A 15,578-nucleotide genomic window follows, 5' to 3' on the forward strand; every position below is an offset into this window, starting at 1 on the left:
GGGAAAGTCCATGAAGACCCGAGTGCACGCTGTTGCCGGGGTTCTGGCCCTGGCGCTGATCAGTCTCTTCTTCACGGCGTCGGCCGTGGTCGAGATCTTCGGCGACGATGCCGCTGTACGGGCCGTCAAGACCGCGGTGGTCTTCGCGCTGTTCGTCCTGGTGCCGTGCATGGCGATCACCGGCGCCACCGGTCGGAGCCTGGGCGCGCCGCGCCGCCGTGCTCCCCTGATCCGCCGCAAACAGCGGCGTATGGCGGCCGCCGCGGCGATCGGGCTGCTGGTCCTCGTCCCGTGCGCCATAACCCTGCGGATCTTCGCCGACGACGGCCGCTTCGACACGACGTTCGCGGTCGTCCAGGCCGTCGAATTCCTCGGCGGCGCCGTCAACATCACGCTCCTGGGGCTCAGCGCACGCGACGGCAGGCTTCTCACCGCGGCCGCCCGGCGACGCAAACGGCAGGCCGCGACCGTCGCAGTGCAGCCGTAGTCCACACAGCCGTACCGGATCCGGGGCAACGTCAACTGCTCGGCCGCTACAGCTTCACCGCCTCGCCCCAGCCGCCGGCGTCCTGTGCCCGCTTCGGGACCCTGATGTGCCGGAGCCGGACGAGACCGGTCGGGAGTGGTCGGGGCCGTCGCCGCCTGCGTCTCCGCAGGCCGTCGCCCGGTCGCTCAGAGGAGGGCGCCGCCGGAGACCTCGACTCGCTGGGCGGTGACCCAGCGCAGGCCCTCGGAGGCCAGCGTGGCGATGGCGTCGCCGATCTCCTCGGGTTCGCCGACGCGGCCGAGCGCGGTCTGTCCGGCCAGAACCCGGCGCATCTCGGCGTCGTCCCGCATCGCTCCACCGTTGAAATCGGTGGCGGTCGGCCCCGGGGCGACGGAGTTGACCCGGATGCCGCGCGGGCCGAGTTCTGCGGCGAGGGTGCGGCTCAGGGCTTCGACGGCGGCCTTCGAGGCGGAGTAGACCGAGGTGGCGGGGCTGGTGTGGCGGGTCAGCGACGTCGAGACGTTGATGACGCGGCCGCCCTGGGCCAGCAGCGGCACAAGTGACTGGATGAGGAAGAACGTGCCCCGGACGTTGGTGCCCAGCACCGTGTCGAAGTCGTCGATCGTGACGTCCTCCAGCGGTCCGAAGATCCCCACTCCCGCGTTGTTGACCAGGATGTCGAGCCGCGAGGCACCCCAGCGCTCCAGCTGCTCGCCCAGTTCGGAGGTGAAGGACGCGAAAGAGGAGACGTCGCTGATGTCGAGCCGGAGAACAGCGGCGGTCCCACCCACCGCCCGCACCTGTTCCACCGTCTCCTCGGCCCCGGCCGCGTCACCGCGGTGGGTGACGAGGACCCGCACCCCGCGTGTGGCCAGAGCGATGGCCGCGCTGCGTCCGAGGCCGCGGTTCGCACCGGTCACCAAAGCGGTCTTGTCGATCGTCATGAGCTGTTCCTCCACCGCGCGGCTACCGGAACTCGCCCGGGCGCCACAGATAGGATGCGAGTCACTCGACTCGCCTTACTCGCGTACCGTAAGCGGGGCCATCAAGGCGAGTCAAGTGACTCGCCTCGGGTCTGCGGCATACTGTCCGCATGGCAGCAGAGCTCTCCGCACACCACCGCAGACTCGCTCAGCAGAAACGCGAGGCGATCACCACCGCGGCCACAGAACTGTTCCTGGAGCGCGGCTACGACGGCACCTCACTGGCGCGGATCGCCGAAGCGGCCGGGGTCTCGAAGTCCACCCTGTTCAAGCAATTCCCCACCAAGGCGGCCCTCTTCGAGGCCATCGTCACCGAGTCCTGGCAGCGTGACGCCGGCGACGCCGCCGCGCGGCCGCGGACCGGAGACCTGCGCTCCGGACTGACGGCCATCGGCCACCGCTATGCCGACCTGGTCGGCCGGCCCGGCATGGCGGCCCTGTTCCGGATCGTCATCGCCGAACTGCCCCGTTTCCCCGAACTGGGACGGATGCAGTTCGAGCTCGGCAAACTGCCCTACTTCACCTCCGTCCAGCACTACCTGGAAGCCGAGCACGAGGCGGGCAACGCCGATGTCCCGGACGCCGTGAGCGCCGCGAACCAGTTCCTCGGCATGATCGCCAACTACGTCCTGTGGCCCCGCATGCTGCTGACCGACTGGAACCCCGCAGCCGCCGACATCCACGACGCCGTCGAACAGGCCGTCCAGACCATGCTCGCCAGATACACCCCGGCCCGCCGGCCCGACCCGAAGCCGGAACGCTGACACCGGCGCGCAGTGCTCAACATCCGCGACGCCCCCACTCGGCGGCGCCTGTCGGTAAACGATCGTTCCCGGCCCGCCCTGGGGCGGACGCCGCGCTGTGCGCCGACCACCGGCGCGTCCGGGCCGGTGGCCGGAGGCCCGCACGGGACGGGCTAGCTCCGCCGGTGCCCTATCAGCCGGGGTTTCTGTTCCAGCCCGTCCAGGCCGTGCCAGGCGAGGTTCACCAGGTGGGCGGCCACCTCGGACTTGTTCGGCCGGCGGGCGTTCAGCCACCACTGGCCCGTCAGCGCCACCATGCCCACCAGGGCCTGGGCGTACAGCGGCGCCAGCTTGGGGTCGAAGCCGCGCGCCTTGAACTCCAGGCCCAGGATGTCCTCCACCTGGGTGGCGATGTCGCTGATCAGGGAGGCGAAGGTGCCCGTGGACTGGGCGACGGGCGAGTCCCGCACCAGGATGCGGAAGCCGTCGGTGTACTGCTCGATGTAGTCCAGCAGCGCGAACGCCGCCTGCTCCAGGAGCTCACGCGGGTGGCCGCCGGTCAGCGCGCCGGTCACCATGTCCAGCAGCCGGCTCATCTCCCGGTCGACCACCACCGCGTACAGCCCCTCCTTGCCGCCGAAGTGCTCGTACACCACCGGCTTGGAGACCCCGGCCTTGGCCGCGATCTCCTCCACCGAGGTGCCCTCGAAGCCGCGTTCGGCGAAGAGCGCGCGACCGATGTCCAGCAGTTGCTCGCGGCGCTCCTTCCCCGTCATCCGGCGGCGCCTGCGCCGGGTCGGGTCCGGGGCCCTGGCCCTGTCCTTGGTACTGCCGTCGTCGGTCGCCACACCCCCATCATGCCGCCTCGGCGGCCTCCGGCCTCCGGCGGGCGTCGATCCGCTTCTGCGACGGCCAGCGCACGTCGTACGCCCAGCCCGCCTTCTCGAACCAGCGGATCAGCCGCGCGCTGGAGTCGACCTGCCCCTTGAGCACCCCGTGCCGGGCGCAGGTGGGGTCGGCGTGGTGCAGGTTGTGCCAGGACTCGCCGCAGGACAGCACGGCCAGCCACCACACGTTGCCGGAGCGGTCCCGTGACTTGAACGGGCGCCTGCCGACCGCGTGGCAGATGGAGTTGATCGACCAGGTGACGTGGTGCAGCAGCGCCACCCGCACCAGGGAGCCCCAGAAGAACGCGGTCAGCGCGCCCTGCCAGGACATCGTGACCAGACCGCCGACCACCGCGGGGAAGAGCAGCGAGACGGCCGTCCACAGCACGAACTGGCGGGAGATGCGGCGGATCACCGGGTCCTTGATCAGATCCGGGGCGTACTTGTGCTGAGGTGTCTGCTCCTCGTCGAACATCCACCCCATGTGGGCCCACCACAGGCCCTTGAGCAGGGCGGGGACGGTCTCGCCGTACCGCCACGGGGAGTGCGGGTCGCCCTCGGCGTCGGAGTACTTGTGGTGCTTGCGGTGGTCGGCGACCCACCGCACCAGCGGGCCCTCCACCGCCAGCGAGCCGGCGACGGCCAGGGCGACGCGCAGCGGCTTCTTCGCCTTGAAGGCGCCGTGCGTGAAGTAGCGGTGGAAGCCGATGGTGATGCCGTGGCAGCCCAGGAAGTACATGCCCACCAGGAGCCCGAGGTCCAGCCAGCTCACCCCCCAGCCCCAGGCCAGGGGGATCGCGGCCAGCAGGGCGAGGAAGGGCACGACGATGAAGAGCAGCAGGGTGATCTGCTCGACGGAGCGGCGCCTGTCGCCGCCGAGCGTGGCGGAGGGGAGCGGGGACTCCTCCTGCGGCCGGTTCCACGGGGGGACTTCGGTGGTGTCGTTGTGCACGTCCGGACTAATGCTCATGAAGAAACTCTCGATTGAATCCGGGGGACGGGGGTCTCTTACTTACGGTGCCGTAACCTACGGCATCGTAAGTATGGCAGTCCTGAACACAGGGACAAGGGGGCCGCATGGTGGACGTGGCTGATCCACGGAAACCGGCGCGGCCTATCCTGGTGGTCGTCGGACAACGCGGTCCGTGACCTGCCAGAAGCATCGCCGCAAGGAGCCGCACCTGTGAGCAGTGCCGACACCTCCTCGACCCCCGGTGGCACGAACCCTGTAACCGGCGGGGAGGTACCCACACCGGGTCTTCCGGGTACCCCGGAGCACCCGACGGAATCCGGCAATCCCGATAACAGTCCCAAGACCGGCACCGGCGCCGGTGCCGACACCAGCAGTGCCCTGCGGGCCGACATCCGCCGGCTGGGCGACCTGCTCGGCGAGACCCTGGTCCGCCAGGAGAGCGCCGAACTGCTGGAACTCGTCGAACGCGTACGCGCCCTGACCAGGACCGACGGCGAGGCCGCCGCGGCCCTGCTCAGCCGGACCGACCTGGAGACGGCCACCAAGCTGGTACGGGCCTTCTCCACCTACTTCCACCTGGCCAACACCACCGAGCAGGTCCACCGCGGCCGCGAACTGCGCGCCCGGCGCGCGGCCGAGGGCGGGAACTTCGCCCGCACCGCCGACATGCTCAAGGAGGCCGACCCCGCCCACTTGCGGGAGGCCGTCCGCAACCTGGGGGTGCGGCCGGTCTTCACCGCCCACCCCACCGAGGCCGCCCGCCGGTCGATGCTCACCAAGCTCCGCACGATCGCCGGGCTGCTGGAGAACACCGACCCCGACGAGCGGCGCCGCACCGACCTGCGGCTCGCCGAGAACATCGACCTCATCTGGCAGACCGACGAGCTGCGCGTGGCCCGTCCCGAGCCCGCCGACGAGGCCCGCAACGCCGTCTACTACCTCGACGAACTGCACACCGGGGCCGTCGGCGACGTCCTGGAGGACCTGGAGGCCGAGCTGGAGAGGGTCGGGGCCCCGCTCCCGCCCGGCACCCGCCCGCTGACCTTCGGCACCTGGATCGGCGGCGACCGCGACGGCAACCCCAACGTCACCCCCGCCGTGACCTGGGAGGTGCTGCTGCTCCAGCACGAGCACGGCATCAACGACGCCCTGGCGCACATCGACGAGCTGCGCGCCGCGCTGTCCAACTCCATCCGCAACAGCGGCGCCACCGGGGAACTGCTGGCCTCCCTCCGCGGAGACCTCGACCTCCTCCCCGAGATCAGCCCCCGCTACAAGCGCCTCAACGCCGAGGAGCCCTACCGGCTCAAGATCACCTGCATCCGGCAGAAGCTGCTCAACACCCGCAGGCGGCTGGCCGAGGACACCCCGCACGTCCCCGGCCGCGACTACCTGGGCACCGGTGAGCTGATCGAGGACCTCGCCCTCGTCCAGACCTCCCTGCGCGAGCACCGCGCCGGACTGGTGGCCGACGGCCAGTTGGAGCGGGTGCTGCGGACCCTGGCCGCCTTCGGCCTCCAGCTCGCCACCATGGACGTGCGCGAGCACGCCGACGCCCACCACCACGCCCTCGGCCAGCTCTTCGACCGGCTCGGCGAGGAGTCCTGGCGGTACGCCGACATGCCGCGCGACTACCGGCGGCGGCTGCTGGCCAAGGAGCTGCGCTCGCGCCGCCCGCTGGCCCCCCAGCCCGCCCCGCTGGACGCGGCCGGGGAGAAGACCTTCGGCGTCTTCACCACCGTCCGCAAGGCGCTGGACACCTTCGGGCCCGAGGTCATCGAGTCCTACATCATCTCCATGTGCCAGGGCGCCGACGACGTCCTGGCCGTCGCCGTGCTGGCCCGTGAGGCCGGACTGGTCGACCTGCACGCCGGCTGGGCGCGCATCGGCGTCGTGCCGCTGCTGGAGACCACCGACGAGCTGCGCATCGCCGACGAGCTGCTCGACCAGATGCTTTCCGACCCCTCCTACCGGAAGCTGGTCGCCCTGCGCGGCGACGTCCAGGAGGTCATGCTCGGCTACTCCGACTCCTCCAAGTTCGGCGGCATCACCACCTCCCAGTGGGAGATCCACCGGGCCCAGCGGCGGCTGCGCGACGTCGCCCACCGGCACGGGGTGCGGCTGCGGCTGTTCCACGGCCGGGGCGGCACCGTCGGCCGCGGCGGCGGCCCCACCCACGACGCGATCCTCGCCCAGCCCTGGGGCACCCTGGAGGGCGAGATCAAGGTCACCGAGCAGGGCGAGGTCATCTCCGACAAGTACCTCGTCCCCTCCCTGGCCCGGGAGAACCTGGAGCAGACGGTGGCCGCCACCCTCCAGGCGTCCGCCCTGCACACCGCGCCCCGCCAGTCGGACGAGGCGCTGGCCCGCTGGGACGCGGCGATGGACGTGGTCTCCGAGGCCGCCCACGGCGTCTACCGGAGGCTGGTGGACGACCCGGACCTGCCCGCGTACTTCTTCGCCTCCACCCCGGTGGACCAGCTCGCCGACCTCCACCTGGGCTCCCGCCCGTCGCGGCGCCCGGACTCCGGCGCCGGCCTGGACGGGCTGCGGGCCATCCCCTGGGTGTTCGGCTGGACGCAGTCGCGGCAGATCGTGCCCGGCTGGTTCGGGGTCGGCTCGGGCCTGAAGGCGGCCCGCGACGCCGGGCTCGACGGCGTGCTGGACGAGGCGTACGGACGCTGGCACTTCTTCCGCAACTTCCTGTCCAACGTCGAGATGACGCTGGCCAAGACCGATCTGCGGATCGCCCGGCACTACGTGGAGACCCTGGTGCCGGCCGAGCTGCGGCACATCTTCGCCACCATCGAGGCCGAGCACGAGCTGACGGTGCGGGAGGTGCTGCGGATCACCGGCGAGCGGGAGTTGCTGGACGCCCAGCCGGTGCTGAAGCAGACCTTCGCCATCCGCGACGCCTACCTGGACCCGATCTCCTACCTCCAGGTGACGCTCCTGGCCCGGCAGCGCGAGGCCGCCGAGCGCGGTGAGGAGCCGGACCCGATGCTGAGCCGCGCGCTGCTGCTGACGGTCAACGGTGTCGCGGCGGGCCTGCGCAACACCGGCTGACGCGGCCCCGGCGCCGCCCTGACGCCGCGCCGCCCCGGTGGCGGACGGACACGGGCGAAGGGCCCCTCTCCCGGCCGGGAGAGGGGCCCTTCGCGCTGTGCGGTACCGCGGATGGCCGCGCGGTGCCGTGCGGCACCGACGTGCCGGGGATCAGGCCTCGTGGACGCCCTTGCGGCGGCGCACCACCAGGTAGGAGCCCGCGCCCAGCAGCGCGGCGGCGGCCGCGGCGAGCGCGGCGACCGGGGCGGAGGAGCCGGTGTCGGCCAGGTTGCCGCCGCCGTTGGGGACCTCGCCGGTCGTGCCCTCGGTGCTCTCGCCGGTGGTGGTCTCGCCGGTGGTGCCTTCGGTGCTCTCGCCGGTGGTGGTCTCGCCCGTGGTGCCTTCGGTGCTCTCGCCGGTGGTGGTCTCGCCCGTGGTGCCTTCGGTCGTCTCGCCGGTGGTGGTCTCGCCGGTGGTGCCTTCGGTCGTCTCGCCGGTGGTGGTCTCGCCGGTGGTGCCTTCGGTCGTCTCGCCCGTGGTGCCTTCGGTCGTCTCGCCGGTGGTTCCGCCGTCGGTCCCGCCCGTCTCGGTGGCGGGGCAGGTGTGGGACAGGTTGAACTTCTTCAGGTTCCCGCCCTTCACCTCGGCCTCGATGGCGGTGAGCTTCGCACCGGGCTCGGAGGCCACGTAGGCGTGCTTGTCGGACGGCGGCCCGAAGTCGGTGATCGTCTGCGTGCCACCGGGCTCGAAGGTGACCGTCAGTTCGACGAACGTGGCCTTGTTGCCGGGCAGGACGAAGTGCCAGCCGTCCTTGTCATCCGGGACGGTGGGGCAGTCGTCCTCCTGCGGCGCCGCGCCGTCGTCCTCGGTGGCGGTGCGGGGCAGCGGCTGGCGCAGTTCCGGGGAGTAGGTGTCCGTCGCGAACGCGGGAGCGGCCGGGGCCAGCAGCAGTGCGGCCGCCGCGGAGACCGCAGCGGTACGCGTCCAGGTGAGAGTACGCATAGATGAGCTACCACCTTCGGTGGCGGAGGTGTCAGGGACGCGTGGGGGGTGAGGTGGCCGTAGCCTGCTTCCGTCCCGCCATGCCGGTCAAGCGCGATACGTCCCATCCGTGCGGTTGTGCCACACCTGCACCAGAAAGCGGAGTATAACAATCAGATTAACGGTGCAGGTCGTGGTCCCGGACCCGGCCCGGGCCGGGAAGGCCGTCCCGGGCCGGAAAGCCGCCGCGCGGGCCCGCTCACAGCACCGCGAACGCGGCCCCGACCAGTGCCAGACCCAGCAGCCCCGACGCCCAGGCCGTACGCCGCATGTGCAGACCGCCCGCGATCACCAGCGAGGCCAGCAGCAGCGCGCCCGCGAACGGCAGCCACGCGTGCAGGATGCCGGGAAGGCCGGTGCGCAGCACCTCGCCCGTGCCCGGCCACAGGACGACCGGCAGCGCCTCCCCGCGGTCGTGGGAGACCAGCGCGTCGAGGACCACCTCGGGACGCTCGCCCGCGCCGCCGCCGTCCGCGGGGGTGAACAGGCCCGTGCACGTCCAGCCGTCGCACTCGTCGACCGTCATCATGCCGCGCACCCCGCCCCGGTCGGCCACCACGCGGCGCATGGCGTCCAGGGACGTCCAGGCCCCGGCCATCAGCAGCGCGGCCGCCACCGCGCCCATCAGCCACGCCTGCACCAGAAGCAGCAGGCCGTACACGCTCTCGCCGACCCGGCGCACCGGGCCGCGCCGGGACATGCGGCGGGACATGCGGCGGGAGGAGGAGCGGGAGGAGGCAGGTGACCCAGATGACCCAGACGACATGGCCGGATCCTTGGCCATGGCGATACGGAAGGTCAACCTCCGTGGGTCCTATGCCCTGTCCGCGGCCTCTCGGCCGGTACTCAGGAGTTGTAGGTGTTCTGCGCCCGTTCCAGACCGTCCAGCACGAGGCACTCCACGGCGTCGGCGGCCCGGTCCACGAGGTAGTCCAGCTCCTTGCGTTCCGCGGCGGAGAAGTCCTTCAGCACGAAGTCGGCCACCTGCATCCGCCCCGGCGGCCGGCCGATGCCGAACCGGACCCGGTGGTAGTCGGGGCCGAGCGCCTTCGACAGGGACTTCAGCCCGTTGTGGCCGTTGTCCCCGCCGCCCCGCTTCAGCCGCAGCGCCCCGTAGTCGAGGTCCAGCTCGTCGTGGACGACGACCAGCCGCTCCGGCGGCACCTTGTAGAAGTCGCGCAGCGCGGTCACCGGGCCACCGGAGAGGTTCATGAACGACATCGGCTTCGCCAGCACCACCCGGCGGCCCCCGGCACCCGGCGCGCCCAGCCGGCCCTCCAGCACCTGCGCCCGCGACCGGTGCGCCCTGAACCTGCCGCCCATCCGCCCGGCGAGCAGGTCGGCGACCATGAACCCCGCGTTGTGCCGGTTCGCCGCGTACTCCGGACCGGGGTTGCCCAGGCCCACCACGAGCCAGGGGGCGTCGGCGTCACTCATCGTCGTCCCTCTCTGCGGGTCCCGCGGCTCCCGCGGCGGATCGTCACGGCGGCCGCCGCCCCGCGCCCAGGGCGCGAGGCGGCGGAGGAAACGCGGACCGCGGGTCACTCCGCGGTGAGCTCGCCCTCGGCCTCGCCCGCGGTGGGCTCCTCGGCCTGCGCGGACAGGATGTTGAGGACCACGGTCTCCCCGTCCACCGCCAGGGAGGAGCCCTTGGGCAGCGGGATGTCCTTGGCCAGGACCGAGTCGCCCGCGGCCAGGCCCTGAATGGAGACGGTGACCTCCTCCGGGATGTGGGTGGCCTCGGCCTCGACCGGCAGCGTGCTCAGCACGTGCTCCAGCAGGTGCGAGCCCGGGGCCAGCTCGCCCTCGGTGTGGACCGGGATCTCGACGGTGACCTTCTCGCCCTTCTCCACCACCAGCAGGTCCACGTGGACCAGGAAGCCGCGGATGGCCTCGCGCTGGACGGCCTTGGGGATCACCAGCTCCTGGCGGCCCTCGATGTCGAGCGTGATCAGCACGTTCGAGTTCTTCATGGCCATCATCAGGTCGTAGCCGGGAAGGGCCACGTGCACCGGGTCGCCGCCGTGCCCGTAGATCACACCGGGCACCTTGTCCTCGCGGCGGAGCCGGCGGGCGGCCCCCTTGCCGAACTCCTTGCGGATCTCGGCGGAAATCTTCACGTCGGCCATGACGCACTCCTCGTCTCTCAAGTCGGTTGGTGGCGGATGCCTGAGCTACTCGGCCACGACAGACCTGCTGCGAAGAGCGCGTCGATAACGGACGACCGTGCCGGGCTACGGCACGGCTCCCTCGCCGAGCAACTCCACGAGTCTACCGCCCTCCGTGCCCCGGGTCCGACCGGGGCACGGGATGCGGGGTAGCGGGAGGCGGTGGACGGAAGGCGGGGTGGGAAGGCGGGGTGTGGGGGCGGACGCCGCGGACGGGTGCGCGGTGTCCGCCCCCGCGGCTCACGCCTGCTCGTCGAAGAGGCTCGTCACCGAGCCGTCCTCGAACACCTCGCGCGCCGCGCGGGCGATCGTCTGCGCCATCGACAGCACCGTGATCTTGTCCACGTCCACCTCGCTCGGCGTCGGCAGGGTGTCGGTGAAGATGAACTCGCTCACCTGCGAGTTCTTCAGCCGGTCCGCCGCCGGACCCGACAGCACACCGTGGGTGGCCGCCACGATGACGTCCTCGGCGCCGTTGGCGAACAGCGCGTCCGCCGCCGCGCAGATCGTGCCGCCGGTGTCCACCATGTCGTCCACCAGCACGCACACCCGGCCCCGGACGTCACCGACGACCTCGTGGACGGTCACCTGGTTGGCCACGTCCGGGTCGCGGCGCTTGTGCACGATCGCCAGCGGCGCGCCCAGCCGGTCGCACCAGCGGTCCGCGACCCGCACCCGGCCCGCGTCCGGCGAGACCACTGTCAGCTTCGCCCGGTCCACCTTGCCGCCCACGTAGTCCGCCAGCACCGGCAGCGCGAACAGGTGGTCCACCGGCCCGTCGAAGAAGCCCTGGATCTGGTCGGTGTGCAGGTCCACCGTCAGGATCCGGTCCGCGCCCGCCGTGGCCAGCAGATCCGCCACCAGCCGCGCCGAGATCGGCTCCCGGCCGCGGTGCTTCTTGTCCTGCCGCGCGTAGCCGTAGAACGGCACGATCACGGTGATGCTCCGGGCCGAGGCCCGCTTCAGCGCATCCACCATGATCAGCTGTTCCATGATCCACTTGTTGATCGGTGCGGTGTGGCTCTGCATCAGGAAGCAGTCCGCGCCGCGCGCCGACTCCTGGAAGCGGACATAGATCTCGCCGTTGGCGAAGTCGAACGCCCTGGTCGGCACCACGCCGACACCGAGATGCCCCGCGACCTCCTCCGCCAGCGTGGGGTGCGCGCGGCCCGAGAAGAACATCAGTTTCCTCAGGCCGGTCGTCTTGATCCCGGTCACAGCACAGTCTCCTTGCCCAGCATCGATTCGTCGCAGCGCACCACGGCGTGCGCCTCTCACGGTACGCCCTGCCCGCGGCGCGCCCGTCGGCTCACCCACCGGTCACTGTCCGGCGGGCCGTTCCTCGCCGCCCTGCTCACGCGCCTGCTCGGCCGCCCGCGCGGCGGCGCTGCCGGGACGCTTCCGGGCCACCCAGCCCTCGATGTTCCGCTGCTGGCCGCGGGCCACGGCCAGCGAACCGGGCGGCACGTCCTTGGTGATCACGGAACCCGCGGCGGTGTAGGCACCGTCCCCGACCGTGACCGGGGCCACGAACATGTTGTCCGAGCCCGTCCGGCAGTGCGAGCCGATCGTGGTGTGGTGCTTGTTCTGCCCGTCGTAGTTCACGAAGACGCTGGCCGCACCGATGTTCGTGTACGCGCCGATCGTCGCGTCCCCCACATACGACAGATGCGGCACCTTCGTGCCCTCTCCGACCTCGGCGTTCTTCATCTCCACATACGTGCCGGCCTTCGCCTTCGGCCCCAGCCTCGTACCGGGCCGCAGATACGCGTACGGACCCACCGACGCGCCCGCGCCGACCTGGGCGGCCTCGGCCACCGCGTTGACCACCACCGCGCCCTCACCGACCCGGGTGTCCGCCAGCCGGCAGTTCGGCCCCACCTCGCAGCCCGCGCCCAGATGCGTGGCGCCCAGCAGCTGCGTACCCGGGTGCACCACCGCGTCCGGCTCGTACGTCACCGTCACGTCCACCCACACCGACGCCGGGTCCACCACCGTCACCCCGGCCAGCATCGCCCGGTGCAGCAGCCGCTCGTTCAGCAGCCGGCGCGCCTCGGCCAGCTGCACCCGGTTGTTGATGCCGACGATCTCCCGGTGGTCGGCCGCCACGTGCGCCCCCACCCGGTGCCCGTCCGCGCGCAGGATCCCCAGCACGTCGGTCAGGTACTCCTCGCCCTGGCTGTTGTCGGTGCGCACCCGTCCCAGCGCCTCGGCCAGCAGCCGTCCGTCGAACGCGAACACCCCCGAGTTGATCTCCCGGACCGCCCGCTGCTCCTCGGTCGCGTCCTTGTGCTCCACGATCGCCGTCACCGCGCCGGCCTCGTCCCGCACGATCCGCCCGTAGCCGGTGGCGTCCGGCACCTCGGCCGACAGCACCGTCACCGCGTTGCCCTCGCCCTCGTGCGCGGCGGCCAGCCGGCCCAGCGTCTCTCCGGTCAGCAGCGGCGTGTCACCGCAGGTGACCACCACCGTCCCGGCCGGCTCCACCCCGTCGGCCGCCAGCGCCTCAAGCGCCATCCGCACCGCGTGCCCGGTGCCGAGCTGCTCGGCCTGCACGGCCGTGCGCACCCCGGCGTCCAGCTCCGCCAGATGTCCCACGACCTGCTCACGCGCGTGGCCGACCACCACCACCAGCTCCTCCGGCGCCAGCTCCCGGGCGGCCGCGACCACATGGCCGACGAGCGACCGCCCGCAGATGTCGTGCAGGACCTTGGGCCTCGCGGACTTCATACGGGTGCCCTCACCCGCTGCGAGAACGACGACGGCTGCCGGGCGGATGGCGCTCACGGGTGTGCCCTTCGGCTGTGGGACGGATGCGGAACAGGAGGCGGGACAGGCCCCGGACGGATCCCGGGACCACCTCCGGGACGACCCCCGCGCCCCTGGCGGACGGCGCCGGTACCGGAGGTGGACGGCGGCGGAACCGCGTGGAAAGGGGCGGTGTCCCTCCGCAGGATACCGGGGGGACCCGCCTATTCCGCCGGTGCCCCCTGGCCCGGTACCGCCGGGCCGCCCGGCTCCTCCGGACCGGAACCGGCGTCCGCGCCGCTCCCGTCCAGGCCCTCCAGACCACGCCCGGTCAGCGTCGCCAGACTGGCCCGCACATGCGCCATGTGCTGCCGCACCGCCTCCCGGCGCTGGTCGTGGGTGCGCACCACCCGCTCCGTCTCCCGCTCGATGCGCTCCCGGCGCAGCCGCGCCTGCGCCAGCAGCTCATCGGCCCGCTCCCGGGCCTCCTCGGTCAGCAGCCGCGCCGTGTCCTCGGCGGCACCGCGCTCCCGCCTGGCCCGCGACAGCAGCTCGTCGCCGTGCTCCACCAGGCCCGTGACCCGCGCCGTCACCTCCGCCTCCCGCGCGGCCAGCGCCCGGTCCAGCTCCGCCGTCTCCTCCGCCTGCTTCCGCTCCTGGGCCAGCCGCAGCGCCTCGCACCGCTCGACCGCCTCCCGCAGCACCCGCTCGGCCGCCACCCGCAGCTCGGTGGCCTCCGTCCGCGCGGTCCGCAGCAGATCCTCCGCCTGCCGGCGGGCCTCGCCCAGCAGCGCCTCCGCCGTCGCGTCGCCGCCGGCCCGCACCCGGGCCGACGCCTCCCGCGCCGACTCCCGCAGCGCCCGGCTCTCCTCCTCCGCCCGGACCAGCACCTCACGCGCCTCGGTGTCCGCACGGGACCGCAGCTCCCCGGCCTCGGCCTCCACCTCGGCCAGTATCAGCCGCGCCCGCTCACCCAGCGCCTCGTAGGTCTGGACGGGCAGCGACTCGGCCTCCGACCGCAGCCGCGCCGCCTCCTCCTCCAGCTCCCCGACCCGCCCGCCCAGCCGGGCCAGCCGCTCCCGGGCCTCCTCCAGGTCCGCGTGCAGCCCGGAGGCGTGGCGGTCGACCTGATCGGGCCGGTAACCGCGGCGTACGACGACGAAACCATGAGGTGACCTGGACGCAGACATGGCGAACCCCTACCTCCACGCGATCCGGCGAACGACCCATCCAGGATGCGCCATGAAACCCGTCACGCATCAACCGACACAAACCGTAAGAAAACTGTCGGGAGTGCGCCGCACCGCAACGCGCCCCCCGGGCACACCGGCCCCGGCACCCGACGGCGCCGGGGCCGGTGCGGGGACCGGCTACAGCAGCCCGTCCCACATCTGCTCGAGCAGCACCGACCACCAGTTCTCCGGGCCCGCCGGCGCCGCCGGGTCCAGGCACGCCAGCATCGCCTGGAAGTCCACCGTCCAGCGCCCCGCCTGCTCCGGCGTCAGCCCGTACCGCAGCCGCCACATCCGGCCCAGCAGCGCCAGACAGCGCACGAACTCCGGCAGCCCGCTGTTCACGAACTGCGGCACCGCCGGCTGCCCGCCCGGACCGCCCTCCAGCGGCACCGCCACGATGTGCGCCGTCCCGTACTGCACGCACAACTGCCGCCCGAAGTCGTTGCCCATCACCAGATACGAACCCGCGTCCGCCGCCGGAACCACCCCGCGCTCCTGCGCCAGCTCCGCCAGTGTCGGCACCGGACGGCCCGGCTGCGCCTGCGCCCAGAAGAACGGACCGAAGTCCACCGGCAGCCCCGCCCACATCAGCGTCTGCGCCACCACCTCCGGCACACCCTGCCGGGAGACCGCCCGCTGGTCGAAACGGAACACCGCCTGCGGACCGAACGCCTCCGCCAGCTCCTGCGCCACCCCCTGCGGCGGAACCGGTGGCGCGGGCCGCACCTGCGGCAGCGGCACCCGCACCGGAGCCGGCCGCGCCGGGCCGTCCGCCACCTGGTGCAACTCGCCCTGGTGCTCGACCAGATGCCGCACCCCCCGCTGCCGCGACGCCACGTCCCGGCCGTACGGCGCGGTGTGACTGATCCGCACCTGCGGCCAGCTCTCCCGCACCATCCGGGCACAGTAACCACCGGGCGCGTCACAGCACTCCAGCTCCGTGTGCAGCTCCAGCACCTGCTGCGGCGCGATACCCATCGCCCGCAGCTCGTACAGGATCTGCCACTCCGGATGCGGAGTGCCCGGCGCCGACCGGCGGATCAACTGCTGCTCCGAACCGTCCGGCGCGCGATAGCGCAGCACCGCCATGTAACCGGGACCCACCGTCGGCACACCGGCGGGCGGCTGCGGATAGCCGTACGACGGCACGCCGGGAGCACCGGGGGCGCCCACCGGGGCACCCGGGGCACCGGGCGGCGGGCCGGGAGGGCCGGGGGGCCCGGGGGGTCGGGGCGCCGCGGACGGTGGTCCGCCCGGTCCGCCCGCCG

14 protein-coding genes are annotated in these 15,578 nt (G+C 72.5%); 3 read left to right on the plus strand and 11 right to left on the minus strand.

Annotation, left to right across the window (positions count from 1 at the left end; all coding sequences use genetic code 11):
* Nucleotides 1-10 precede the first annotated feature (10 nt).
* Complete coding sequence (locus CUT44_RS14980) at nt 11-487, plus strand: hypothetical protein (protein WP_100201870.1); 477 nt, start codon at nt 11-13, stop codon at nt 485-487.
* Between the two features lie 185 nt (nt 488-672).
* Here the strand turns inward: CUT44_RS14980 and CUT44_RS14985 are convergent, their stop codons facing one another.
* On the minus strand, nt 673-1,431 hold the full coding sequence (locus CUT44_RS14985; RefSeq protein ID WP_100201871.1) for an SDR family NAD(P)-dependent oxidoreductase: 759 nt from the start codon (nt 1,429-1,431) through the stop codon (nt 673-675).
* A 149-nt stretch (nt 1,432-1,580) separates the two neighbouring features.
* Here CUT44_RS14985 and CUT44_RS14990 point away from each other — a divergent pair, with 149 nt between their 5' ends.
* Nucleotides 1,581-2,234 carry a TetR/AcrR family transcriptional regulator gene (locus CUT44_RS14990; RefSeq protein ID WP_100201872.1) on the plus strand — a complete coding sequence of 218 codons (654 nt, stop codon included), beginning with the start codon at nt 1,581-1,583 and terminating at the stop codon, nt 2,232-2,234.
* 152 nt (nt 2,235-2,386) lie between these two features.
* Here CUT44_RS14990 and CUT44_RS14995 read toward each other — a convergent pair whose 3' ends face one another.
* On the minus strand, nt 2,387-3,061 hold the full coding sequence (locus tag CUT44_RS14995; protein WP_100201873.1) for a TetR/AcrR family transcriptional regulator: 675 nt from the start codon (nt 3,059-3,061) through the stop codon (nt 2,387-2,389).
* Between the two features lie 7 nt (nt 3,062-3,068).
* Complete coding sequence (locus CUT44_RS15000; protein ID WP_100201874.1) at nt 3,069-4,070, minus strand: acyl-CoA desaturase; 1,002 nt, start codon at nt 4,068-4,070, stop codon at nt 3,069-3,071.
* Between the two features lie 213 nt (nt 4,071-4,283).
* Between CUT44_RS15000 and ppc the strand changes: the two genes are divergently transcribed.
* A complete protein-coding gene (gene ppc, locus CUT44_RS15005) occupies nt 4,284-7,139 on the plus strand; it encodes a phosphoenolpyruvate carboxylase (RefSeq protein WP_100201875.1) in 2,856 nt (951 codons plus the stop codon).
* A 150-nt stretch (nt 7,140-7,289) separates the two neighbouring features.
* Here the strand turns inward: ppc and CUT44_RS15010 are convergent, their stop codons facing one another.
* From CUT44_RS15010 to CUT44_RS15050, 8 genes are all read right to left on the minus strand, one after another.
* The gene (locus tag CUT44_RS15010) at nt 7,290-8,120 is read right to left on the minus strand and encodes an LPXTG cell wall anchor domain-containing protein (protein ID WP_100201876.1); all 831 of its coding nucleotides are present in this window, start codon (nt 8,118-8,120) and stop codon (nt 7,290-7,292) included.
* Nucleotides 8,121-8,358: 238 nt separating this feature from the next.
* Entirely contained in the window at nt 8,359-8,871 is a 513-nt protein-coding gene (locus CUT44_RS15015) for a hypothetical protein (RefSeq protein WP_100201877.1), read from the minus strand.
* 134 nt (nt 8,872-9,005) lie between these two features.
* Complete coding sequence (pth, locus tag CUT44_RS15020) at nt 9,006-9,596, minus strand: aminoacyl-tRNA hydrolase (RefSeq protein WP_100201878.1); 591 nt, start codon at nt 9,594-9,596, stop codon at nt 9,006-9,008.
* 104 nt (nt 9,597-9,700) lie between these two features.
* Complete coding sequence (locus CUT44_RS15025; protein WP_100201879.1) at nt 9,701-10,288, minus strand: 50S ribosomal protein L25/general stress protein Ctc; 588 nt, start codon at nt 10,286-10,288, stop codon at nt 9,701-9,703.
* 279 nt (nt 10,289-10,567) lie between these two features.
* On the minus strand, nt 10,568-11,545 hold the full coding sequence (locus CUT44_RS15030; protein WP_100201880.1) for a ribose-phosphate diphosphokinase: 978 nt from the start codon (nt 11,543-11,545) through the stop codon (nt 10,568-10,570).
* A gap of 102 nt (nt 11,546-11,647) precedes the next feature.
* The gene (gene glmU / locus CUT44_RS15035; protein ID WP_100201881.1) at nt 11,648-13,114 is read right to left on the minus strand and encodes a bifunctional UDP-N-acetylglucosamine diphosphorylase/glucosamine-1-phosphate N-acetyltransferase GlmU; all 1,467 of its coding nucleotides are present in this window, start codon (nt 13,112-13,114) and stop codon (nt 11,648-11,650) included.
* Nucleotides 13,115-13,299: 185 nt separating this feature from the next.
* Entirely contained in the window at nt 13,300-14,265 is a 966-nt protein-coding gene (locus CUT44_RS15040) for a coiled-coil domain-containing protein (protein ID WP_158239599.1), read from the minus strand.
* A gap of 180 nt (nt 14,266-14,445) precedes the next feature.
* The coding region (locus tag CUT44_RS15050; RefSeq protein WP_199185678.1) for an SUKH-4 family immunity protein at nt 14,446-15,578 on the minus strand (1,133 nt) is incomplete at its 5' end.

It is taken from the genome of Streptomyces carminius (genome assembly GCF_002794255.1).
Taxonomy (GTDB): domain Bacteria; phylum Actinomycetota; class Actinomycetes; order Streptomycetales; family Streptomycetaceae; genus Streptomyces; species Streptomyces carminius.